General features: G+C 65.6%; 22 protein-coding genes. 7 read left to right on the forward strand and 15 right to left on the reverse strand.

Annotation, left to right across the window (positions count from 1 at the left end; translation table 11 throughout):
* The 3 genes from B4N44_RS13205 to queA all read right to left on the reverse strand — a co-directional run.
* A partial coding sequence (locus tag B4N44_RS13205; RefSeq protein ID WP_296701580.1) for a DEAD/DEAH box helicase occupies positions 1-833 on the reverse strand: 833 nt, incomplete at its 3' end.
* A gap of 349 nt (positions 834-1,182) precedes the next feature.
* Positions 1,183-1,590 (reverse strand): H-NS histone family protein, encoded by a 408-nt coding sequence (locus B4N44_RS13210; protein WP_296701582.1) that lies wholly within the window; start codon positions 1,588-1,590, stop codon positions 1,183-1,185.
* A 150-nt stretch (positions 1,591-1,740) separates the two neighbouring features.
* Positions 1,741-2,799 (reverse strand): tRNA preQ1(34) S-adenosylmethionine ribosyltransferase-isomerase QueA, encoded by a 1,059-nt coding sequence (queA, locus tag B4N44_RS13215; RefSeq protein WP_296701584.1) that lies wholly within the window; start codon positions 2,797-2,799, stop codon positions 1,741-1,743.
* Between the two features lie 151 nt (positions 2,800-2,950).
* On the opposite strand from queA, the gene B4N44_RS13220 reads away from it, so the two are divergent.
* Positions 2,951-4,156, forward strand: a complete 1,206-nt coding sequence (locus B4N44_RS13220; protein ID WP_296701642.1) for an exo-beta-N-acetylmuramidase NamZ family protein — start codon at positions 2,951-2,953, stop codon at positions 4,154-4,156.
* Between the two features lie 188 nt (positions 4,157-4,344).
* Here B4N44_RS13220 and B4N44_RS13225 read toward each other — a convergent pair whose 3' ends face one another.
* The 3 genes from B4N44_RS13225 to B4N44_RS13235 form a co-directional block, all read right to left on the reverse strand.
* Positions 4,345-5,769 (reverse strand): sensor histidine kinase, encoded by a 1,425-nt coding sequence (locus B4N44_RS13225; protein ID WP_296701587.1) that lies wholly within the window; start codon positions 5,767-5,769, stop codon positions 4,345-4,347.
* A complete protein-coding gene (locus tag B4N44_RS13230) occupies positions 5,766-6,440 on the reverse strand; it encodes a winged helix-turn-helix domain-containing protein (protein ID WP_296701589.1) in 675 nt (224 codons plus the stop codon). Before B4N44_RS13230 ends, B4N44_RS13225 begins: the two co-directional genes overlap by 4 nt.
* 202 nt (positions 6,441-6,642) lie before the next feature.
* Positions 6,643-8,181, reverse strand: coding sequence for a Do family serine endopeptidase (locus B4N44_RS13235; RefSeq protein WP_296701591.1), 1,539 nt, complete (start codon positions 8,179-8,181; stop codon positions 6,643-6,645).
* 349 nt (positions 8,182-8,530) lie between these two features.
* Here B4N44_RS13235 and B4N44_RS13240 point away from each other — a divergent pair, with 349 nt between their 5' ends.
* Genes B4N44_RS13240 through B4N44_RS13250 form a run of 3 tightly spaced genes read left to right on the forward strand, consistent with a single transcriptional unit; the run spans position 8,531 to position 9,690 of the window.
* Positions 8,531-9,106, forward strand: coding sequence for a hypothetical protein (locus tag B4N44_RS13240; RefSeq protein WP_296701593.1), 576 nt, complete (start codon positions 8,531-8,533; stop codon positions 9,104-9,106).
* Between the two features lie 17 nt (positions 9,107-9,123).
* Positions 9,124-9,309 (forward strand): hypothetical protein, encoded by a 186-nt coding sequence (locus tag B4N44_RS13245; protein WP_296701595.1) that lies wholly within the window; start codon positions 9,124-9,126, stop codon positions 9,307-9,309.
* Between the two features lie 12 nt (positions 9,310-9,321).
* Positions 9,322-9,690 carry a hypothetical protein gene (locus B4N44_RS13250; protein ID WP_296701598.1) on the forward strand — a complete coding sequence of 123 codons (369 nt, stop codon included), beginning with the start codon at positions 9,322-9,324 and terminating at the stop codon, positions 9,688-9,690.
* Positions 9,691-9,888: 198 nt separating this feature from the next.
* On the opposite strand, the gene B4N44_RS13255 is transcribed toward B4N44_RS13250, so the two are convergent.
* The 6 genes from B4N44_RS13255 to B4N44_RS13280 all read right to left on the reverse strand — a co-directional run bounded on the left by B4N44_RS13255 (position 9,889) and on the right by B4N44_RS13280 (position 15,270).
* Positions 9,889-10,770 carry a 2-hydroxy-3-oxopropionate reductase gene (locus B4N44_RS13255; protein ID WP_296701600.1) on the reverse strand — a complete coding sequence of 294 codons (882 nt, stop codon included), beginning with the start codon at positions 10,768-10,770 and terminating at the stop codon, positions 9,889-9,891.
* Between the two features lie 107 nt (positions 10,771-10,877).
* On the reverse strand, positions 10,878-12,086 hold the full coding sequence (glcF, locus tag B4N44_RS13260; RefSeq protein WP_296701602.1) for a glycolate oxidase subunit GlcF: 1,209 nt from the start codon (positions 12,084-12,086) through the stop codon (positions 10,878-10,880).
* Between the two features lie 9 nt (positions 12,087-12,095).
* Positions 12,096-13,193, reverse strand: a complete 1,098-nt coding sequence (glcE, locus tag B4N44_RS13265) for a glycolate oxidase subunit GlcE (RefSeq protein ID WP_296701604.1) — start codon at positions 13,191-13,193, stop codon at positions 12,096-12,098.
* Positions 13,194-13,335: 142 nt separating this feature from the next.
* The gene (gene ruvA, locus B4N44_RS13270) at positions 13,336-13,944 is read right to left on the reverse strand and encodes a Holliday junction branch migration protein RuvA (RefSeq protein WP_296701606.1); all 609 of its coding nucleotides are present in this window, start codon (positions 13,942-13,944) and stop codon (positions 13,336-13,338) included.
* Positions 13,941-14,528 (reverse strand): crossover junction endodeoxyribonuclease RuvC, encoded by a 588-nt coding sequence (gene ruvC / locus B4N44_RS13275; protein ID WP_296701607.1) that lies wholly within the window; start codon positions 14,526-14,528, stop codon positions 13,941-13,943. The genes ruvA and ruvC overlap by 4 nt, the downstream gene beginning before the upstream one ends.
* Complete coding sequence (locus tag B4N44_RS13280; protein WP_296701609.1) at positions 14,521-15,270, reverse strand: YebC/PmpR family DNA-binding transcriptional regulator; 750 nt, start codon at positions 15,268-15,270, stop codon at positions 14,521-14,523. Before B4N44_RS13280 ends, ruvC begins: the two co-directional genes overlap by 8 nt.
* A gap of 239 nt (positions 15,271-15,509) precedes the next feature.
* Here B4N44_RS13280 and B4N44_RS13285 point away from each other — a divergent pair, with 239 nt between their 5' ends.
* The 3 genes from B4N44_RS13285 to yacG all read left to right on the forward strand — a co-directional run bounded on the left by B4N44_RS13285 (position 15,510) and on the right by yacG (position 18,734).
* On the forward strand, positions 15,510-17,480 hold the full coding sequence (locus B4N44_RS13285) for an LOG family protein (protein WP_296701613.1): 1,971 nt from the start codon (positions 15,510-15,512) through the stop codon (positions 17,478-17,480).
* A 215-nt stretch (positions 17,481-17,695) separates the two neighbouring features.
* Positions 17,696-18,463, forward strand: coding sequence for a cell division protein ZapD (gene zapD, locus B4N44_RS13290; protein ID WP_296701615.1), 768 nt, complete (start codon positions 17,696-17,698; stop codon positions 18,461-18,463).
* 85 nt (positions 18,464-18,548) lie between these two features.
* Positions 18,549-18,734, forward strand: a complete 186-nt coding sequence (yacG, locus tag B4N44_RS13295) for a DNA gyrase inhibitor YacG (RefSeq protein ID WP_296701617.1) — start codon at positions 18,549-18,551, stop codon at positions 18,732-18,734.
* 132 nt (positions 18,735-18,866) lie between these two features.
* Here the strand turns inward: yacG and B4N44_RS13300 are convergent, their stop codons facing one another.
* From B4N44_RS13300 to secA, 3 genes are all read right to left on the reverse strand, one after another.
* The gene (locus tag B4N44_RS13300; RefSeq protein ID WP_414718150.1) at positions 18,867-19,811 is read right to left on the reverse strand and encodes a Nudix family hydrolase; all 945 of its coding nucleotides are present in this window, start codon (positions 19,809-19,811) and stop codon (positions 18,867-18,869) included.
* A 2-nt stretch (positions 19,812-19,813) separates the two neighbouring features.
* Positions 19,814-21,055: a bifunctional glutamate N-acetyltransferase/amino-acid acetyltransferase ArgJ gene (gene argJ / locus B4N44_RS13305; protein ID WP_296701644.1), complete on the reverse strand. Its 1,242-nt coding sequence runs from the start codon at positions 21,053-21,055 to the stop codon at positions 19,814-19,816.
* Positions 21,056-21,212: 157 nt separating this feature from the next.
* On the reverse strand, positions 21,213-23,204 hold the full coding sequence (gene secA, locus B4N44_RS13310; protein ID WP_422664316.1) for a preprotein translocase subunit SecA: 1,992 nt from the start codon (positions 23,202-23,204) through the stop codon (positions 21,213-21,215).

Consider the following 23,204-nt stretch of genomic DNA (forward strand, 5'->3'; position numbering starts at 1 on the left):
TGGCTCTTGTTGCCGTGGATGGCGGCGGCCGTGATGCCCTCTCGGCCCAAGTGCTCGACCAGCCGATTGGCACCGGCCTTGGTTCGTGTAAACACCAGCACCTGATGCCATCCCTCGCTGCGAAAGAGGTGCGCAAGCAGATCGCGCTTGCGAGCCTTGTCGACCGGATGGGCCGCCTGCGTGACGGACTCCGCGGCCGTGTTGCGGCGTGCGACTTCAATCAGCTTCGGGCGCTTGAGCAGTCCGTCGGCCAGACGCCTGATGTCGTCGGAGTAGGTCGCTGAAAACAGCAGATTCTGACGCCGCTCGGGGAGCAGCTGAATGATGCGCCGGATATCGTGGATGAAGCCCATATCCAACATGCGATCGGCCTCGTCGAGGACGAGGATCTCCACGCGCGACAGATCGACGGTGCGTCGGCCGGCATGATCGAGCAGACGTCCCGGGGTTGCGATCAGAACATCCACGCCCCGCTGCAACTGATTGATCTGCGGCTGCATGCCGACGCCGCCGAAGACGATCGCCGAGCGCAAAGGCAAGTGCAGACCATAGGCATGCACACGCTCGCCGACCTGGGCCGCGAGCTCGCGCGTCGGCGTCAAGATCAGTGCGCGGGGATGACGTTGCGGATGGCCCTTCTCGGAGAGCCGCTGCAGAAGCGGCAGCACAAAGGCCGCCGTCTTGCCGGTTCCTGTTTGCGCCCCGGCAAGCAAGTCATGACCGGCCAAAATCTCCGGTATTGCCTGTAGCTGAATCGGGGTCGGACGGGCATAACGCTGCGTTGCCACGGCACGCAGCAAGTCGGCCTGAAGGCCGAGTGAATCGAATGACATGAAAGCTCCTGAAACCGGCCTAAAACCGCGCAAGCACGGGACCGGCCTAGGCAGAAAAGAGGCGTTCGGGGATGAAGCCTTGGATAAAGGTGGGGTCAGCCGCGAGACGACGCATCGACCGGATGATGCGAGAGCTGGAGTCTACGCGATGCGCTCAATGAAAGCCAGCGCCGTGCATGCGCTATTTACGTGTGCGTTTTTCGCGTCCGTTCGGCCGGAGGCCGGAAACCGCCCGCCCCACCATCTCGACATCCGAGCTTTAGAAGCGGTTCGTGCGACCGGAACGAGGCCGTCCGATGACGAAATGGATGCCGAGATGGAGCCTGAAAAACCGCCGGATCAATCGCGCCTAGGCGTCGAGCGCCTGGAGATAGTTGGATTTGAAGGCTTCGCGATCGGTCTTGGAAGACGGGTCGTAGCCCTGCTCCGCCATCTTCTGCTTCATCCAACCGGGAAGAACGCCACGCACATAGACGTTGTCTCCATTCTCCGGATCGACATATCGCGTATACTGCCGCCCCCCGGCGGAGGAACGCCGGACCGAGGCGACCGCACGCCGACGCTTGGATTCCACCAGAGGCAGAATCTCTTCCAATTCGTAGCCGTATTGAGCGATCAGACTCCTGATCTGTTGAGCGACTTCCGATTTCGCCTCCTGACGACGTATTTCCAACGCGCGCTTCAGCTCAGCCTTGCTGCTTTCGATCTCGGCGAGCTGCTGCTGAATCTCGTCGACGCTAAGGTTAGCGTACTCCACGTGATCTACCTCCAAAACGGGTAAAGGGTAATCCCTGAAAAGAGAAGCGAGCCATCATGCGACTCGGTCTCTATAATTTATGCGATCTGCATTGGATGTCAAGCCGATTGAGCAATTCGGCGCCAAATCCGATTCCACGGAGCCAAGGAATCACTCTTCCGACGAGTGGCTAAGCTCACTATTCTCATCATTGCGGCTCAAGAACATCGCATCGCCGTAGCTGAAAAACCGATACCGAGCATCCACGGCATGGCGGTAAGCGTCCATGACGCGGCGATAACCCGCGAAGGCCGAAACCAACATGAGGAGTGTCGATTCAGGCAGGTGGAAGTTGGTGATCATCGCGTCCACCACCCGAAACCGATAGCCGGGCCGAATAAAAAGGCGACTGTCGCCCCGAAAAGGTTTGAGCTCGCCGGCTGCCGCGGCGCTCTCGAGACTGCGCACACTCGTGGTGCCGACGGCGACAACACGTCCACCCCTTGTGCGCGTGGACTGCACCGCACGGCAGACACCATCATTCACATCGATCCATTCGGCGTGCATCTCGTGTCGCTCGATGTCGGCTACTCGGACCGGCTGAAAGGTTCCCGCACCGACGTGCAGCGTCACCTCCGCGAACCCGACGCCCATCTCCCGCAGACCGGCCAGCATGGCCTCGTCGAAGTGAAGGCCCGCCGTCGGGGCAGCGACGGCTCCGCTGTGGCGCGCGTAAACCGTTTGATACCGCGCCTCATCGGAGACATCGTCCGGACGCTGGATATAGGGCGGCAAGGGGATATGACCCTGCTCCGACATGAGATCGGCGAAGTTGCCCTCGACCAGACCGAGCCGATAGAGATCATTTTCGCGCTGACCCACGATGAGCCGCGCCCCACCGTCGAGATCGATCGCGCACCCGGGCTTGGGCGACTTGCTTGCGCGGACCTGGGCCAATGCCGCGCGCGCATCCAAGAGGCGCTCGATGAGGATCTCCACCCGACCGCCGGTGTCCTTGCGCCCGAACAGCCGGGCACGCATCACCCGCGTGTTGTTGAATACCAAGAGATCGCCCGGCCGGAGCAGTCGCGGCAGATCGGCAAAGAGAAGGTCACGACAGCCCTCACCCGCAGGGTCGAGCGCAAGCAAGCGCGACGCGCCGCGATCGGGCAGCGGGCGCTGGGCGACCAAGTCGGCAGGCAGGTCATAGTGAAAATCGCGAAGAAGCATGGAGCAGACAACAAGAAGCAGGATTCAAACAGCCTTCGACACAGGTCTCGGAGCAGGCGATCGGCGAGCGCGGCGCGCATCATAGCATCCGAAGCCCGATCGTCTTCGGTTATCCTTCACGGCTGGATATCTCAATGACGCCCGCCTGAACATCGTGAGACTCGGTATCGATCGGCTATTGGAAGACGAAAGGCTGCGCCGACCCCTTCAAGGTTGCCGTCTGGCACTGCTCGGCCACCCGGCGTCCTGTACGTCCGAAGGTCGGCATAGTCTGGATGCCCTGATGGACCTCGGCGAGCTGAATGTCACGGCTGCCTTCGGCCCTCAGCACGGGATGCGCGGGGACAAGCAGGACAACATGGTCGAGACCGAAGACGCCCTGGATCCGCGACACGGCATCCCCGTCTTCAGCCTCTACGGCAAGGTGCGCTATCCGACCGACGCGATGCTCGATCGCTTCGACGTGCTGCTGATCGACCTGCAGGACATCGGCACCCGCATCTATACCTATGTCACCACCCTGGCCTATCTGATCGATGCCTGCGCCGCGGCCGGCAAGGCCATTCGGGTTCTGGACCGACCCAACCCCGCCGGCCGCCCGATCGAGGGCAGCATCCTGGAGCCGGGCTGGGAGAGTTTCGTCGGTGCGGGTCCGCTCATCATGCGTCACGGATTGACTTTCGGGGAGCTGGCGCGCTGGTTCGTCGAGTATCACGGACACGACATCGACCTCGATGTGGTTGCAATGGACGGCTATCGCCCCGAGTCGGGCCCCGGCTTCGGTTGGCCGGTCATGGAGCTGCCCTGGATCAACCCGAGTCCCAACGCCGCGAGCCTCAATATGGCGCGCTGCTTCCCGGGCACCGTCTTATTGGAGGGAACGACGCTGTCCGAAGGGCGGGGCACCACCGTGTCGCTCGAGGTGATCGGCGCGCCGGATATCGACTTCGAGCCTGTGCTCGAACACATGCGCGCCGAATGTGCGGAATGGACCGAGGGCGCACTGATCCGCCCCTGCTGGTTCGAGCCGACCTTCCACAAGCATGCCGGCCGGCTCTGCTCGGGGCTTCAGATCCACACCGACCATCACGGCTACCGTCACGATCGCTTCAAGCCCTACCGTTTGATCGCGCTTCTGTTGAAGGCGGTGCGATCGAAATACCCGGACTATCCGATCTGGCGCGACTTCCCCTACGAATACGAGACCGAGCGTCTCGCCATCGATCTACTCTCCGGCGGCAGCTTTCTGCGCGAGTGGGTCGACGACCCGGAGGCTCGACCGGGCGACTTGGAGCAGCGTTTGTGTGCGGACGAGGCGCAGTGGGCCGAGTCGACGGCGGGGTTGCGACTCTACTAAACCGCGTCCAGAGCGAGACGCTCACTTTCGAGTGAGTTGGACGTTTGGTGTATCCACGACCCTTAGCCGGGACGCGGTTTAAAAATGATATACATTTTTAATATCTTAAACCGCGCGGGCTCCGGCGGTCGTCGAGTCTGCGGGGGCCGATACCATCAAAAAACATCGCATACCGCGCCGGGCGCGGTTTAAGCGGCCGGGGAGCGAGGATCGCGAAAGCGGATCGTCACGATGAGCCCTCCGGCATCGCCGCCGAGCGCGATGGACGCCTGGTGTAGATCGAGCACGGCCTTCACCAAGCTCAGGCCGAGTCCGCTGCCGGGCGTAGAGCGGCTGTCGTCGAGCCGAACAAAACGATCGAGAACCCTCTCGCGCGCATCCGGCGGAATGCCGGATCCGGAATCGCGAATCGTCACCGTCACACCATCCTCCGAAGAGGCTCCGGCAAGCGCGATGGTCCCGCCCGGCGGGGTGTATTTGATGGCATTGTCGACCACGTTGGCCAAGGCTTGGAACAGGAGGTCACGATCGCCCGTGACCCGGGCCGGGCCCCCGAGCCGCAGCGTCAAGTCCTGCCCCTTCTCGGCCGCGAGCGGCTCGTAGAGCTCGGCCAGATCCTCCAGCAAGGTCGCGAGATCCACGCGGGCGAAGGCAGCCCGTCGGGCGCCGGACTCGATGCGTGCGATCCGCAACAGCGCATTGAATGTGGACAGCATCTCCTCGGTATCGGCGATCGACTCGGCGGCGAGCGAGCGGGCGTTTTCGCAGCCGTCGAGCTCGGTGCGAAGCAGCTCCAGCTTGGTGCGCACCCGGGTCAGGGGCGTGCGCAAATCATGGGCGATGTTGTCCGAAACCTGACGCACGCCCGCCATCAGCTGCTCGATGCGCTCGAGCATCCGATTGAGATTCACGGCAAGCGCGTCGAAGTCGTCCCCGCTGCCGTTGAGCGGGATGCGTCGGGAGAGGTCCCCGGCCATGATCTCGCCGGCGGTCTGGTTGATCGTCTCCAGGCGCCGCATGACACCCGCGCTCATCAACCATCCGCCCAGCAGGGCCAGGGCCGCGGTGATGGCCAACCCCCAGCCGAGCGCGTCGAGGATCAGGGCACGCGTAGCCTCCAGATCACGCACGTCGCGGCCGACCAGGAGTCGCAGGCCGCCGCGCAGCATGAAGACCTGTCCGCGTGCCGCATGCTCTTCGGTGCGATCCGGTCCACGCTCGCGCAGGCGGAAGCCGAGCCAGCCCTCCGCGTCGGGAAATCCGCTCGGCCAGCGATCGAGGTTACCGGCAAGCGGCTCGAGGTTGTTGTCGACCAAAAGGTAAACGCTCGAGCCGACCGGATCGCGCGCGACACGCTCGCTGATCACCGAGGACAGACCGGCGAGGCCGCGCCGCCGGTACTGCTCGGCAAGCCCGCGAATCTCGGCCTCGATGGTGGCCGCAGTCTGGCGGTCCATATAGCCGGCAGTGGACCAATAGAGGAAGGCCATGAGGATGCCGACCGAGACGCCGAGCAGCAGTACATAGAGAACGGCCAGACGGAAAGTCGAGCTGCGCAGGATGTTGGCTGCCCGGGTACGCAGGGCCGACCGCGGGGCCTCCTCGACGCTCATGCGCCGCGGATCATGTAGCCGACACCGCGGACGGTCTGCAGAAGCGGCGGGGCGAAGTCCTTGTCGATCTTGCCGCGCAGGCGGCTGATGTGGACGTCGATGACGTTGGTTTGGGGGTCGAAGTGATAGTCCCAGACCTGCTCGAGCAGCATGGTACGGGTCACCACCTGGCCGGCGTGGCGCACCAGATATTCAAGCAGCCGAAACTCGCGCGGCTGCAGTTGGATCTCGCGCCCGGCGCGGATCACCTCGCGCTTGAGCAGATCCATCTCGAGATCCGCGACCCGCAGTCGCGTCTCCGGGGTCTCGGCCTTGCCGCGACGCAGCAGCACCTCGAGACGCGCGTGCAGCTCGGAGAAGGCAAAGGGCTTAACGAGATAGTCGTCCCCGCCCGCACGCAGACCCTCTACACGGTCGTCGACCTCGCCCAAGGCGCTGAGAAAGAGCACCGGCGTGCGGTTGCCCGCGGCGCGCAACGTTCGGACGATGCCGACCCCGTCGAGCCCGGGCAGCATGCGGTCGACGATCAAGGCGTCATAGTCGCCGCCGGCGGCCTGCAGGAGTCCGGCGCGGCCGTCGGCAACATGGTCGGTGACCGCGCCGGTTTCGGCGAGTGCCTTCAGCAGATAGTCGGCGGTTTGGCGATCGTCTTCGATCAGGAGCACTCGCATGGGTTGCTCGTCGGGGAGTGGGGTTGAGTGATCGGGGTTCGGCGATCAACGATCAGGTTTTTGGACCTCGGATGAAATAGGATAGCGCGGAATCCGCGCGGTCAAGACACGGGCCGCTCGGTCGCACGATCGCGGCCTTGCATTGGGCAAAGCCGCGATCGCGTATCGCGACGCGTTCGATGAGCTTAGGATGTGCCCGGGGTCAGGTCGCAAAGGGGACGGCGATGAAGAGGGGCCGCCCGTTCTTCTCGACGCGCAGGATCAGGCTCTCGCGCCGCTCCTCGGCGGCTACGCGCACGGCGCTCGCCACCTGATCCGGCGTGCTGACCGACTCCGTCCCGACCATCGAGATGAGGCTGCCCGCCTCCACCCCGGCGCGATCGGCCGGGCTGTCGGGCTCGACCTGCGAGACGAAGACGCCGGCGGCATCCGCGCCGAGCCCGCGCTCGGCACGCAGCTCGGGGGTCAGCGGCGCCAGATAGAGTCCCAGACGGGGACGCTCCGGCGCGTCGGCGTCTTCGGTCGGCGCCGCGGCGACCTGATCCTCGTCGGGCATCCGACCGATCGTCAAGGTCAGGTCACGCGTCGTGCCGTCGCGCACCAGGCGCAGCGTCATGGCGGTGCCGGCCTTGGTCGCGGCGACCAGCTTCGAGAGGTCCTTCGCGCTCGTGAGCTGCTGCCCGGACGCACTGAGGATGACGTCGCCGGTTCGCAGATCGGACGCGGCGGCCGGACTGCCGGGCACCAGATCCGCAACCAGCACACCGGTTGCCTCCTCGAGCCCGAGCCCGGCTGCCAACTCCTCGGTCACCGGCTGGATCTGCACGCCCAGCCAACCACGCTCAACGCGCCCGTTCTCGCGAAGATCGGCCACCACACGCGCGACCGTCTCCGCCGGGATGGCGAAGCCGATCCCGACATTCCCGCCGCTCGGCGAGAAGATGGCGGTGTTCACACCGATCACCCGACCCTCGATGTCGAACAGCGGGCCGCCCGAGTTGCCCCGGTTGATGGGCGCGTCGATCTGAAGATAGTCGTCGTAGGGGCCCGAGTTGATATCGCGTCCGCGTGCGGAGATGATCCCGGCATTCACCGAGCCGCCGAGACCGAAGGGGTTGCCGACCGCCAGAACCCAATCGCCAACGCGGGCCTTGCTCGAGTCACCCAGCTCGACGGCGACCAGCGGGCGATCGACGTCGATCTTGAGCAGGGCTAGATCCGTCTTGGTGTCGCGACCGACCACGCGCGCCACATGACTGGTACCGTCGTTCAGGACGACGGTCACCTCTCCCGCGCCTTCGATGACATGATGGTTGGTGACGATATGGCCGTCACTGTCCACGACGAAACCGGAGCCCTGCCCCGTCGCCTGGCGCGGCATCGACCGCCCCGGCTCTTCGAAGAAACGACGGAAGGCTTCGGGAACGGCGGCGTCCGGCGGAAGCGCCGGGTGGCCACGCATCGCCATGGGCTGCACGCGCTCGGCCTTGACCGACACGTTGACCACTGCGGGGGTAACCCGCTCGGCCACGTCCGCGAAGCCGGGAAACGCCGCCGACGCGACGCGCGCATCCACGGGCATGGGTTGATCCGCCGCTACGGCACCGCGGCCGCTCCAGTAAAGAGCGCCGGATGCGAGGGCAAGCGCCAAGGTCGCGCTGACGAGTGCCGGGTGACGCAAGGGCAGCGACGGGGCTACGGCGATCGATCGAGTCGGGGTCGTGATTCGGCGATTTGACACGGCATTCTCCTGACCAAGATCCGGGCGACATCGCCATCGAGACAGACGCGCACCAGGGGTTTGCTGAACAGGTCGAGAGTATCCGGGCGCCTCCATTGCCCGAGGATGTCCGACACCTTAATTCTTGTTCATCCAAGGCGCTGTCCACGGGGTCGCTTGCAGGAGCGGCGCCGACGGGGTACCGTTCGCGCGTCGGCAGCGGTGCGTCGGCGCTATTCGCACCGCGACGGGAATCGAAGAAACCTCACCATCGCGCGAGCACCATTCACAAGTACAAGCAGACGGAACATCGGCTCGGAAAGGGTGATCCGAGTCGATCCGAAGGCACAAGAGAACAGGGGAGCACACCATGAATGGAAAACCACGGGCCATGCGCTTGGCCTTCGCACTTGCAGGCGGGATTGCCGCCGTCTCCTCGACCACGATGGCGGACGTGACGGTCATCCCGGTGACGGGCGCCGAGGTGACCTCGGAGATCAGCGGGATCGTCGAGATCGTCAACGTCGAGCGACGCATGCTGACGATCAAGACACCGGATGGCCGGTTCCAGGTCATCAATGTCCCTGAACAGGTCGGGCGCCTCGACGGGATCAAGATCGGCAACAAGCTCACCATCACCGAGACCGAGGCCGTACTCATCGATCTCGTCAAGGGACCCGACAAGGCCGCCGTCGGGACGACTCAAGAAACGGTCGTCGACCGCGAGCGCGGGAGTAAGCCGGCAGGCACCATGACCGACACCATGACCCTCTACGGTCGGATCGCGGCGGTCGACAAGGCCAAGCGCAAGGTCAGCGTGCAGGGCGCGCAGGAGACGCTCGACTTCACCGTGAATGACCCGGTACTCCTCGACGAGCTGGCGGTGGGCGACGGCGTGGTCGCGACCTTCATCCGATCGGTCAAAGGCAAGGTCGAGATTCGCTGAAACGCTTGGAGTTCGATATGGCAACGCTCGAAGAAGTCGAGATGGAACGTTACGCCCGCGAGCTCGAAGACGATGTTCGTCACCTGCTGCTCAAGTACTGCCGCATCATGGCTTGGGATATCCCGGACCTCGACGAAAAAGCGGCGCGTCGGCTGATCCTTGCGGCACTGCGCGCATCCGTCACCCACGTCGAATCCGAGTAACGGGACATCGACATGTCCAACAGCGTCGGTGCCGCCGCGGCTCGCCGATGCGTGAAACGGCCGTCCGGCCGATCCGGGGCGCGCGACGTCACGCTCGGTGTTCTGATCTGCATGCTTGCGGTGAGCGGCTGTCAATCCACGGCGTCGGGCTCGCGCGGGGATGCCTGTACCTTCACCCCCGGGATGACGACGGATGACCTGGCTCGATGCGGCTGCATGGCCAGCAACTCGCGCGGCGACGGCTCCGTCATGCTGATGTCGGAGGAGGCGCTCAACAACACCCGCACGGTCGCCATCATCAATTACATGTGTCCGCTCGGCGCGGCCGGTGTTGCGAGGGTCACCGTCATGAACGGCGTCGCCACGGCCGTCTACGAATAGAGGAAACATCCAATTCGATCGGGTCGAATGCGATGAGAGCACTGGACAAGCTCGTACGGCGGCGGCGCCGAGATCCTGTCGATCCTGAAGGGACTCGGGGTCGACGGCGCCCAAGGGTCCCTTTTCGGCAAGCCGATCAAGCCGGAGCAACCGCGGACACCGATCCTATTCGACGGCGTCCTTTGATCGCCGAAGGGTTTACCCCTCGCCGACCGTCCCCCGGATCACCTCGAAGATGGCCGCTGAATCCTCTTCGCCCAATCCGCGCTCGACCAGCAGGTCCAGCCATTCCGCGACCATCGCCGCCGTCGTCAAGGAGATCCCCAACTCCTGCGCGGATTCCAGCACGACCCGCATATCCTTGCGATGCAGGCGTGACTTGAACCCCGGCCTGTAGTCACCCTCGATCATTCGCAGTCCGTGCACCTCCAGGATACGGCTGCCCGCAAAGCCGCCGAGCAGGGCCTCGCGCACCTTGCGCGGATCCACACCGCTCGCCTGCGCCAGCAAGACCGCCTCCGAGACGCCGGCGATGGTCGCGCCGACGACGATCTGGTTGCATGACTTGCACACCTGACCGGCACCGCTTGGGCCGACGTGCACGATATTTCCGCCCATCGCCTCGAACAGCGGCCGCACCCGCGCAAAGTCGGCCGGCTCGCCCCCGACCATGATGGACAGGGTACCGGCCTTCGCCCCGGCCTCCCCGCCCGAGACCGGGGCGTCGAGCATCGCGGCTCCGACGGCCCGGAGTCGCTCGGCCATCATCCGCGTGGAGGATGGCGAGATCGTGCTCATATCCACGACCACAGCATCGGGTCGGACACCTTGGATGACGCCCTCGGGGCCGAGGATCACCGCTTCGACATCCGGCGTATCCGAGACCATCGTGAAGACGATCGACGCGTCTCGGGCAACCTCCGCCGGACTCTCGGCCGTCCGGGCACCGGCCTCGGCCAGCGGCGCCAACGACTCGGGCCGACGGGCATGGACGACGAGCTCGTAGCCGGCCTTGATCAGGTTCAGGGCCATCGGCCGACCCATGATGCCGAGGCCAATGAAGCCGACAGATTCGGTCATGATGCCATCCTCATGTCTTGTTTCACCGGAGCCGCGTCCCGCCGAAGTCATGTCGAGCGACAAGGGCGAGTTGACCGCAAGACAAGGCCGAGCGCTCCGACCGCGGCTCAACCGTCGAGCAGCTCGAGCCAATGGACGACGGGGATCTTCGTGCCGCCGCCGATCTGAAGCTGACAGCCGATGTTGGCTGTCGCGATCAACTCCGGTCGACCCGACTCCAGTGCGTCGACCTTGTTCGCAAGCAGACGCGCCGAGAGCTCGGGCTGCGTGATCGAATAGGTCCCGGCAGAGCCGCAGCACAGATGACCGTCCGGCACCGGAGTCATCGTAAACCCGAGCCGCGTCAGGACCGGTTCCACGACCTGCTTGAGCTGCTGGCCGTGCTGCAGCGTGCAGGGCGCGTGGAAGGCGACCTTGCGACCTTCACCCGGCGAGCCGAGCGGCGCAAGATCCAGGCTCGCGATGATCTCGATCGGATCGCGCGCCAAGGCCGCCACGCGCGCGGCCCGCTCAGCATAGCGGGGATCCTCGGCCAGTGCATGGCCGTAGTCCTTCACCATGGCGCCGCACCCGCTCGCGGTGACCAGGATCGCCTCGCAGCCCGCCTCGATCTCGGGCCACCAGGCGTCGATATTGCGCCGCATGGCGTCGAGCCCGTCCGTCACGGCGCTCAGGTGATAGGCCGCGGCACCGCAACAGCCGGCGTCGGGCGACTCGATCAGATCGATCCCGAGCCGCGCCAACACACGCGCCGCCGCGGCATTCGTCTTGGGTGTGGCGACCGACTGGACGCACCCGCCGAGCACCAGCATCCGGCGTCGCCCGGCGGGCTTCGGCCAGGCACCGGCCGGGCGCGGTGTCGGCAGCTTCGCCTTGAGATTGGCCGACAGCAGCGGCTTCATCCGGCGCCCGATCCACATCAAGGGGCCGAAACGCGATGGATAGGGCACGGTTTTGACGAGCGCCCAGCGCAGCAGGCGCTCGGACAGCGGACGTTCCACGCGCTCCTCGACCAGGTGCCGCCCGATGTCGAGCAGGCGCGCATAACGCACACCCGACGGACAGGTCGTCTCGCAGGAGCGACAGGTCAAACAGCGGTCAAGATGCTGCTGGGTGATGCGGGTCGGCGCCTGACCTTCCATGACCAGCTTGATCTGATAGATCCGCCCCCGCGGTCCATCGAGCTCGTCGCCGAGCAGCTGATAGGTCGGGCAGGTCGCGGTGCAGAAGCCGCAGTGCACGCAGGTCCGCAGGATGGCGTCGGCCTCGCGACCGGCGGGCGTGCTCAGAAACTCGGGCAGGATCTCGGTCTGCATGCCTGGCTCCTAGAGGGTCGCGTAGAGACGACCGGGGTTCAGGATGCCGTTCGGATCGAAGGCCCGTTTCATCTCGCGATGCAGTGTCATGAGTCCGGCCGGGAGCGGGTGGAAGACCTCCGAGCGGCGATCCCCCCCTCGAAAGAGCGTGGCATGCCCGCCGACCGAGCCGACCGCGGAACGGATGACTTCGACCTCGGCATCGCTGCGCAGCCAGCGTTGCGCCCCGCCCCACTCGATCAGCTGCGCGCCCGGCAGGGACAGGGGCGCGACGGTCGGCGGCACCGACAAGCGCCACAAGGGTGCATCGCCGGCAAAGAAGGGATGACGCTGCTCGCGGATCTGCTCACGCCAGAAGGCACGCGCCTCGCCGTCATCGACCGCCTCTCCGCCGACGCGCTCGGCGGCGGCCGAGACACCGCCGTGGTTGCCGGACAGCCGAACCCAAAGTTGCTCGCCGTCGAAGCAGGTCGCGCTGATCGGCAGCGGCTGCGCAGCCCAGTGCGTCATGCGCGCGATCGCCTCGGCTTGCGAGCAGGTCTGCACCAGTGTCCGACCGGTCGTCGGGATGGGGAGCACCTTCACGCTGATATCGAGCAGGACGCCGAGTGTGCCGAAGGCTCCGGTCATGAGCCGCGAGATGTCGTAGCCGGCAACGTTCTTCATCACCTCGCCGCCGAAGCGCAGGACCTCGGCTCGCCCGGTCAGGACGCGTGTGCCGAGCACCAGATCGCGGGCCGAGCCCGCGTAGGGTCGCGCTGGACCGGAAAGCCCGCAGGCGATGGTTCCGCCCAAGGTCGCGCCCGACGTCGAGCGACCCTCGTCCGAGTCATCGGCGAAATGCGGCGGCTCGAACGGGAGCATCTGCCCCTGCTCGGCAAGCGCAAACTCGATCTCGCAAAGCGGGGTGCCGCATCGCGCTGTGACGACCAGCTCCTTGGGCTGGTAGTTGAGGATCCCGGTATGCCCGGACAGGGACAGGACCTCGCCATCGACCATGCGCCCGAGATGCGACTTGGTGGCGTTGCACTCCAAGCGCAGCGGCAATGAGGCATCGGCCGCGTGGCGGACCCGATCTTGAAGCTCGGCGGTCAGGTCATTGCTCACGGAGTCCACCTCGACAAATTAAAAAAACACGCCTCGGACATGTCCGAACCGCGCCGGCTCAGACACTCTTATCCGGCGCACATGCTTATCCGGCGCAAGGCCGAATGCGGCCGGAAGGATCGCCGATCGCGCGGGACGCGGTTCAGCGCGCGCTGGCAGCCCGCAAGGCACTGCGGATGATCTCCTCCGCTCCGCCGCTTCCGTCGTCTGCTGCGCGGGCCATCCGCGTCGCATCGACGGGGCGATAACCTAGGGCCACCAGCGCGCTGACGGCATCGGCGAGCGCCTGCTCGCGCGGATCTGCTCCGCCGGCTCGCGTCTCGGGGAGATGGGGGGCGCTGCCCGGAATCACATCCAGGCTGTCGCGCAACTCCATCACCAAGCGCTGCGCCGTTTTCCGCCCGATGCCCGGGACCCGGATCAGCGCGTCCAGGTCTTCATGCTCGATGGATTGCACAAAGCGCGCGGCGTCCATCGAGGAGAGGATCGCCAAGGCCATCTTGGCGCCGACGCCGGTGACCTTGAGCAAACGCCGAAAGAGCGCGCGCTCCTGCTCGCGGCCGAATCCGTAGAGCGACCAGGCGTCCTCGCGCACCACCAAGTGGGTCACCAGGGCGACGGTCTCACCGACGGCCGGCAGGTCATAGAAGGTCGACATGGGGGCCTCGACCTCGTAGCCGACACCGCCCACGTCCAGCAACAGCTGAGGCGGATGCTTGGAGAGGATCCGGCCGTGCAGACGGCCGATCACGGGCGCCAATCCCGCCAAGAGGCGGAAGCCCGCCCGCGCGCCGGGATCCCCATCGAGTGTGCATGACAGAGCGCAATCGCCAAGGCGTCGGCCTCGTCCTCGCAGGGTGTTTCGGGCAGCGCAAGCAGAACCCGGATCATATGTTGGACCTGGGCCTTGTCGGCCCCGCCCGTGCCGACGACCGCCAGCTTGACCGTCTTGGGACTGTATTCGTGCACCGTTACACCGGATTTGAGCCCGGCGCAGAGTGCCGCGCCACGCGCCTGGCCGATCTTGAGCGCAGCGGTCGGATCGCGGGCAAAGATGAGCTGCTCGACCGCCATCTCGTGCGGCGCGTGCTCGGCCACGATGGCGGCGACACCGTCGAAGATGCGGCCGAGACGATTCGGCCAGGGATATTCGCCGACCCGCAAGGTCCCGCTGGCGATCCAACGGCTGCGTTGACCGTCGGTGTCGATGACCCCGTAGCCGGTCGTGCGCGAGCCCGGATCGATGCCCAGGATGCGATGGCGGAGCTTCGCCGGGGATCCGATCGGCGTGCGGCCGACGAATACGCCGACCGGTCGCTGAAGATCATCAGGCATCGAGCTCGGCCAGGATCTCGTCGGCGATATCGGCGTTGTGATAGACGTCTTGGACATCGTCCAGGTCGTCGAGGACATCGACCAGACGAAGCAGCTTCTCGGCCGTATCGCGATCGAGCTCGGCGAGGGTCGCGGCGTTGTAGGAGACCTCTGCCACCTCGGTATCGAACCCGGCTTGGGTGAGCGCGTCCTTCACCGAGGCGAACGCCTCGGGCGTGGTGACCACGTCGAGCGAGCCGTCGTCGTTGGCGACGACATCCTCGGCACCGGCCTCGAGCGCCGCTTCCATCACCGCATCCTCGTCGGTACCGGGCTGGAAGCTGATGATGCCTTGCTTGGTGAAGAGATAGCCGACCGAACCGTCGGTGCCCAGGTTGCCGCCGTGCTTGCTGAAGGCGTGACGAACCTCGGCCGCGGTACGGTTGCGATTGTCGGTCATGCAATCGACCATGATGGCGACCCCGCCGGGCCCGTAGCCCTCGTAGCGGATCTCCTCGTAGTCGTCGCCCTCCATCCCGCCGGCGCCGCGCTTGATGGCGCGCTCGACCGTGTCGCGCGGCATGTTGGCGCCGAACGCCTTGTCCATCGCCAGACGCAACCGCGGATTCGCACCCGGATCACCCCCGCCTTCACGGCTCGCGACCGTCACCTCGCGGATCAGCTTCGTCCAGACCTTGCCGCGCTGTTTATCCTGCGCCGCCTTGCGATGCTTGATGTTGGCCCATTTGCTGTGACCCGCCATCGATGACCTCTCTTCACTGGAAATCGACCAAGCGCGTCCCGGATCCGGAACTGCGACCAGGAGCCGGACCGGTTGACACCGCGGGAGTCGCGCTGCATGTTGTCTAGCCCGACATTCTAGCATCGGCCGGGAAACACCGGGTAAACCCGGCGCGCGGGTGCAGGCGCGGTCCCCCGGCGGCCCCGTTCCCGAACGTCGATCCTTCCCCGGCGACACCCCAGCGACATCAGGACCAAGACATGTACGCGACCCCCGAAACCGGCGACGGTTGGATCACGGCCCTCGTCGGCACGGACGAGGAAGGCATTCGGGTCGAGGCGCGGTTCGCGATCTCGCCGCGGTTTCGCGCACTCGTGAAGGGTCGGGAGTCCGATCTGGTCTTTGCCGCCCGCAGTCGGCTCGCACGGATCGGGATCAACATCTGCCCGCTCGACGAGCCGCTCTTCAACGGCGACCATTGCACACTCAAGCTCCAGGTGGTCTCGGCGATCCACTCCTTCGGTATCGCCGAGCACCTGCAGCACATCGTGGTGCCGGGCCTGCGGGTCGGACGCCTGGTGTTCTGCCCGCAGGACAATCGACTCGACTCCGCCGCCATCCACGCACTCATCCAGGGCAACGAGATCCAGGTCCCGGCCGGCTTCTCGGTCGACAGCAACGGCTATCTCATCCTGCGGCCGCAGCGACAGCTCTTTCGATTTCTTCATCCCTTGACACTCGAGCAGATCACCGCGATCGCCACCCATGCCGACGGCAAGGATCTGCTGAACCGTCTGCAGATCCGCGAGGCGGTCGACCACATCGCACTGCCCCCGAAGGATGGACTGGTGACGGCCTGCTCCATGTTTCTGCATCGTCATTACGTGGTGCTGCGCAACCTGGACGACGCGCTCGGCTTTCATCTACAGGCGACGGTCCTCGACCCTGTTTCCACGCGCGGCACGAACGTCTATCTGGAGTTCATCAACCGCTCCGAGCAGTTGATCATCAATCCGAGCGTCGCCGCATCGGTACACGACGCCATCCCGGTTACGCCGAGTCGGCGCTACTGGCATGGCCGTGCGAGCAGCGCCTCCGCCGACGCGGAGAGCGGCAACGACTATGGGCAGCTCGCCGAGGTCTTCGATCGGCTCGAAGCCGGTCCGCTCGAGGATCGCTACTCGCACCGCATGATGGCGGTGATGCAGCATCCCGAGACCCTGCTGGACGGAGGTCGACCGGATCGGATCTGGACCCGGCCCGAGGAGCCGCGCGACCCACGCGGCGGGACCGATCTGGCGGCCGGCCTGGTTGCCGAGGGCCTCAAACTCGACACCCGCACCGAATACGGCACCGCCATCCTGGAGGATCTGGCCGACGGCGCACGCGCGACGTTGCTGCTCGGCTATTTCCCGAATCTCATCGAGCACACCGAGATCTGTGCCGCGGCCTTGCGCCAGCGTATCGGTCGCATCGTCTTTCGCCGCGCCTCCTTCGAGCATGGCCACTTCCTTTCCGCCCGCGATCACGGCCGACTGGCCGACTACGAGGGGCTCGGCATCGAGGTCTTCTGGTGCAACGATGCGCGCGCCCAAGTCGTGCGGCACGTCTTCCGCGGGCTGCGCGGTTATTTCACGACACCCGAGCAGGTCGACCGCTTCCGCTCCAGCCTGGTCTTCGCCATCTACGGATCCATCAAGCCGCTGGACAAGGGATCCGCTCGCCAGATCGAGCGTCTGCTGGCCAACCTCAAGGGCCTGTTCGGCAGCGACATCAGCATCCTCACCGGCGGCGGTCCGGGCGCCATGCTGCAGGTGACCGAGGCCGCGCACCGACTCGGGCTGCTGGTCGGCTCCAGCTACATCGAGACGCTGGACCAGAAGCCCAATCAAAGCGCCGACTACTACCAGACCTTCCAGGCGCGCAGCCGCCAGTCGCGCCAGCGCTGGTTCGAGATCGCCAGCTTCCACATCTTCCTCACGGGCGGCGTCGGAACACTCGAAGAGATCGGCCTGACCCTGACCGACATGAAGCTCGGCGTCATCGAGGCCGGACCCATCGTCTTTTTCGACGGCTCGGGCGAGGGCTTCTACTGGGAGGGACTCAAGACCCAGCTCGAACGCATGGCCGCCCAAGGTCGACTGCCGAGCTGGGTGCTCGACAACATCCTCATGACCGCCGACCCGGACGCCATCCCGCGCTTCTACAAGCAGACCCTGCGGCTGGGGTGACATCCTCCGGGGCTAGCCGCGACACGCACAGGACCCGCAGGCAGCCTGCCACGCCGGCTGTTCGCGAGAACCCGTGACAACCCCTCGCGAAATCGGGAGAATTCCATCCATGGTATCGCGCATCGGATCGATGGATGCACGACGTTCGAACGACTGCCGCGCCGACCGAGCCGAGATGACCGGATCCGGATCGCGCCGAGCCCCGAGGCGCCTTTGTGTCGACACTGATGACCTTCGAGCATCCGCTGAACGAGCGCGTCCGCACCTTCCTGCGGATCGAGCATCTGTTCGAGCGGCTCAACCATTTCGCGCCTCAGTACGACGCCTGGGCGACCCGGGTCGCCGTCGAGACCCTGCTCGACATTGTCGCGGTCACCGCGCGTGCGGACGTCAAGACCGAGCTGCTCAAGGAGCTCGATCGCAACATCGCGACGCTCAAGCGTTTCGGGGATCAGCCCGGGGTCGATCCGCGGGCATTGGACCGGGTGCTCGGCGACCTTGCGGATGCCGTCGGTGGCGTCCATCGCCTGTCCGGGCCCATCGGGCAGATCGCCCGCGAGGACGATCTTCTCAAGAGCGTCGCACAGCGCAGCAGCATTCCGGGCGGGGCCTGCAGCTTCGACCTGCCGCAGTACCATCACTGGCTGATTCAGGCACCGGAGATGAGGCAGGCGCGACTCGACCGATGGCTACAGGATCTCCGGCCGGCCGAGCGGGCGATCCGCCTCGTGCTCTCGCTCGCCCGCACCAGCGCATCGCCGCGTCAGGTGCTCGCGGAGGGCGGTTTCTTCCAGGAAGCGCTCGACGTACAGGCGCCCGCTCAGATGGTACGGGTCGGCATCAACGGCACCGGCGCACTCTATCCGGAGATCAGCGGACACAAGAGCCGCTTCAGTATCCGATTCATGAAGACCGGACCTCAGGGGCGGCCGGCGCAGATCCCGGAGAACATTCCCTTCAAGCTCACCTGCTGCGTCTTTTGAACCGCGTCCTGCACGGATCCTTGGGCGTGCACCTGACGGCCAGCGACAGCGAAACATCGATCTTCACTCGGGACGCGGTTTAGCCATGGCCACGATCGTCTCCTGTCCGCGTTGCGGCAAGTCTGTCGTCTGGGGTCCGCAATCACCCTGGCGCCCCTTCTGCAGCGAGCGCTGCCGTTTGGTCGATCTGGGCAAGTGGCTCGACGAGAATCACCGGATCCCCGGAACGGAAGACGAACCCGACGAGGATTCGCCCATGAGCGAGCATTAAACCGCGCCCGGCGCGGTTTAAGAGATTAAAAAAGAGATGATTTTAAACCGCGTCCCCGCTAAGGGCCGTGGATGCATCAAACGCCGAGCTCACTCGAAAGTCAGCATCTCGCGCTGGACGCGGTTTAACCGATCAATCGGTCGTCCAAAAGCCTCGAATCGCCGCCACACCCTGTGCGCCATGCTCACGGGCGACATCAAGATCCAAGCCGGTTAGACCACCCAACGCATAGACAGGGAGTGTCGCCGCATCGGCAAGCTCGGCGAAGCGCAGCCAGCCGAGGGGACGGGCCTCCGGGTGCGAGGCGGTCGGATTGACCGGCGAGAGCAGCGCATAGTCAAGCCCGAGGCACGCCGCACGCACGAGATCATCGGCGGTGTGACAGGAGGCCCCGACCAGATCGTCCGGGCGACCCGGTCGCTCGCTCAGTCGGGCGAGCACCTGCCCGCCGAGGTGTAGGCCGTCACGCGGAACATCCAGCGTCTCCTGCGGATCGCGATTCAGGAGAAGACGTGCACCGCCTTGCTCGCAGAGCAGGAAGGCGCGCCGCGCCAAGTCGCGGTACGCGGCATGAGTCAGCTCATGCGCACGCAGTTGAACGAGCTTGATCCCACCCGCGACGGCGCCCGCGAGCCGCGCCAGAAAGACCTCGGGGTCGAGCGGATCAAGGCCCGTGATCAACATGCGCCCGGGCAGGCGCAACGCGGTGATGATGGGACGATCGGCCGCTGGAAAGCAGGCCGGATCCATGGTCTCGGGGTGTTGCCAGGCGAGGGGCTGACCCTCCAGACCGGCCGGGATGCCCGCGTAGGAGCGCACGCACCGGACATCCAGCAGGACGTGCCGATCGCCGTAATGGTGTCGGATGCGGATCAGCGGACGGCTGTCGTGGATCTCGACACCCAGCTCCTCGGCCAGCTCGCGTGCCAGGCCGCACTCAGGCGACTCGCCGGGTTCGAGCTTGCCGCCCGGAAACTCCCACAGCCCGCCCTGATGGACGTGATCGGGACGCTTGGTCACCAGGACGCGTCCCGTCGGGTCGGAAATCGCGCCGACCATCACATGAATCACCTCGATGCTCAACTGCGGTATTCGGCGTTGATCCGGACGTAGTCGTAGGAGAGATCGCAGGTCAGGATCTGCGCCTCGGCCGCGCCACGTCCTAGCGAGACGCGGATCAGGATCTCGGGCTCGGCCATGACGGCGGCTCCCGCCTCCTCGGTATAGTCGGGTGCGCGCCCGCCGGCTTCCACGATCAGGACCTCGCCGAGGTGGATTCGGATCCGTTCGATATCGAGATCCCGAAGACCCGCACGCCCGACGGCGGCCAGGATGCGGCCCCAGTTGGGATCGGACGCGAAGAGCGCGGTCTTCACTAAGGGCGAATGGGCGATGGTATAGGCCACGGCGCGGGCTTCCTCGACGTTCGCCGCGCCTTCGACCTGCACGCTCACCAGCTTGGTCGCACCCTCGGCATCGCGCACGATGGCGGTCGCCAGCTCGACACAGACCGAATCGACAGCGCTCTGGAGTGCAGCGTATTGCGGCGAGGCGCCGTCGCGGATCTCGGAATTCCCGCAGGCCCCGGTCGCGACCAGCACGCAGGCATCGTTGGTCGAGGTATCGCCGTCGACCGTGATGGCATTGAACGACCGGGCGACCGCCGCGCCCAAGCAGGCTTGGAGCAGATCGGGCGCCACAGCGGCATCGGTCGCGATGAAGGCGAGCATGGTCGCCATGTTCGGACAGATCATCCCGGCACCTTTGGCGATCCCGGTGATCGATGCGGTGTGACCGTCGATCTCGAAGTGTCGCGAGAGCAGCTTGGGCACCCGATCTGTCGTCATGATGGCCCGCGCGGCGGCGGGCCATGCGGATGCATCCAATCGGCCGAGCAGGTCCGGCAGAGCCGCGGCGATGCGATCGACCGGCAGGTGCTCGCCGATCACGCCGGTCGAGAAGGGCAAGACCTCCTCGGCGGCACAGTCGCCGACGGCGGCGAGTGCCGCACAGCTCGACTCGGCATCCGCCATCCCGCGTCGACCTGTCCCCGCGTTCGCATTCCCCGCGTTGATCAGCAGGTAGCGCGGCATCCTTTGACCCAAATGGGTCCGGGCGACCCGCACGGGCGCGGCGCAGAAGGCATTGCGTGTAAAGACGGCCGCACATCGACTCGCCGGGGCGAGCTCCAGGACCACCAGATCGTCACGCTCCCGATAGCGAATGCCGGCCGCGCCGGCGGCCAGACGCACGCCCCCGACGGGAAGCCAGGTTTTGTCGGACTGGGCCGGATCATGCCGGGGTTGCTCGGACGGCGTCATGGTATCGCTCAGCTCGCCTTGCCGTGGCATTGCTTGTACTTCNNCGCAGGGACAAGGCTCGTTGCGCCCGACTTTGCGGTCGCCGCGGACATAGGGTTGAGCCTGCGGATCCTCGGCGCCGCGGGCACTCGCCCGGTCTCGACCGTCGGGCCGCGCATCATCGGCGGATCCGGGACCTTGCCCGAAACCATCGAAGCGCTCGTGTTTGAACTCGAACTCGCGCTCCCGCACCGGCGCTGCGCCGAGCGCGGCGACCGGTTCGGCCTCTGCACCTGGCTGAGTCTGCACCTGGAGCTTGGCGAGGGTGGCCACGACATCGTGCTTGATACTGTCGAGCATCGCCGAGAACATCTCGAAGGCCTCGCGCTTGTACTCCNNACTCCTGCTTGGGATTCTTCTGCGCGTAGCCGCGTAGATGGATCCCTTGGCGCAGATAGTCCATCGCGGCAAGATGGTCCTTCCAGTGGGTGTCCAGGGTCTGGAGCATGACCGCCGTCTCGATCTGGCGCATGGTCGGCGAACCGACGAGCGTCTCGCGCTCGGCGTAGGCCGAGGTCAGGGTATCGTGGATGCGTGCGCGCAGTGTCTCTTCGTGGAGCGAGTCGTCCTCGTCGAGCCACCTGCGGATCGGCCAGTCGCCGCCGAAATGCTCGTTCAGCGCGACACCCAGTCCTTCCACATCCCACTGCTCTTCGAGGCTCTCGGGCGGGACATAGATATTGATCAGACGCGTCAGGGCATCGTCGCGCATCGCGGTGACGGTATCGGAGACATCCACGCTGTCCATCAGCTCGCGCCGTTGGCGATAGATGACCTTGCGCTGATCGTTGGCGACGTCGTCGTACTCGAGCAGCTGCTTGCGGATGTCGAAGTTGCGACCCTCGACCTTGCGCTGGGCGTTTTCGATCGCCTTCGTCACCCAGGGGTGCTCGATCGCCTCGCCCTTCTGCATGCCGAGTTTCTGCATCATCTTGCCGACGCGGTCGGAGGCGAAGATGCGCATCAGGTTGTCTTCGAGCGACAGATAAAAGCGCGAGGAGCCCGGGTCGCCCTGACGGCCGGAGCGACCGCGCAACTGGTTGTCGATACGACGGGATTCGTGCCGCTCGGTACCCACCACATGCAGACCGCCGGCAGCCACCACTTGGGCGTGGCGCTCCTTCCAGGCGGCGCGGATGGCGTGGCGATCCGCATCCGGGCCGGCGTCCTCGAGCTCGGCCTCCAGATTGCCGCCGAGCACGATGTCGGTCCCGCGACCGGCCATGTTGGTGGCGATCGTCACGGCACCGGGACGGCCGGCTTGGGCGATGATCCCGGCCTCGCGCTCGTGCTGCTTGGCATTCAGGACCTCGTGCGGGATCTTCTGCTCGACGAGCAGTCGGTCGATCAGCTCCGAGGTCTCGATCGAGGCGGTGCCCACCAAGGCCGGCTGACCACGGGCGATGCAGTCGCGGATATCCTCCACGATGGCCTGATATTTCTCCTCCTGGGTCAGATAGACGAGGTCGCCTCGATCCTCGCGGATCATGGGCTGATTGGTCGGGATGACGACGACCTCCAGACCGTAGATCTGCTGGAACTCGTAGGCCTCGGTATCCGCCGTGCCGGTCATACCCGAGAGTTTGGGATAGAGCCGGAAGAGGTTTTGGAAGGTGATCGAGGCCATTGTCTGGTTCTCGGCCTGGATCGCAACCCCTTCCTTGGCCTCGACCGCTTGATGCAGGCCCTCCGACCAGCGCCGGCCCGGCATGGTGCGGCCGGTGAACTCGTCGACGATGATGATCTGGCCGTCGCGCACGATGTACTCGACGTTCTTTTGAAACAGCGCATGTGCACGCAGCGCCGCGTAGACATGGTGCATCAGGGCGATGTTGGCCGGGTCGTAGAGACCGCCTTCCTCGGCAAGGAGACCGATCTCCACGAGCATCTGCTCGACATGCTCGTGACCTTCCTCGCTCAGATAGACCTGGCGCGCCTTTTCATCGACCGAATAATCACCGGGACCGAAGTCCGGCTGCCCCTCCTCGTTGGTGACGGGGGCCTGACGGGTCAGACGCGGGATGATCTTGTCGATCTGCTTGTAGAGATCCGTACTCCCTTCGGACGGACCCGAGATGATGAGCGGGGTGCGCGCCTCGTCGATGAGGAT

The organism is Thiocapsa sp. UBA6158, from assembly GCF_002423035.1.
Lineage (GTDB): Bacteria > Pseudomonadota > Gammaproteobacteria > Chromatiales > Chromatiaceae > Thiocapsa.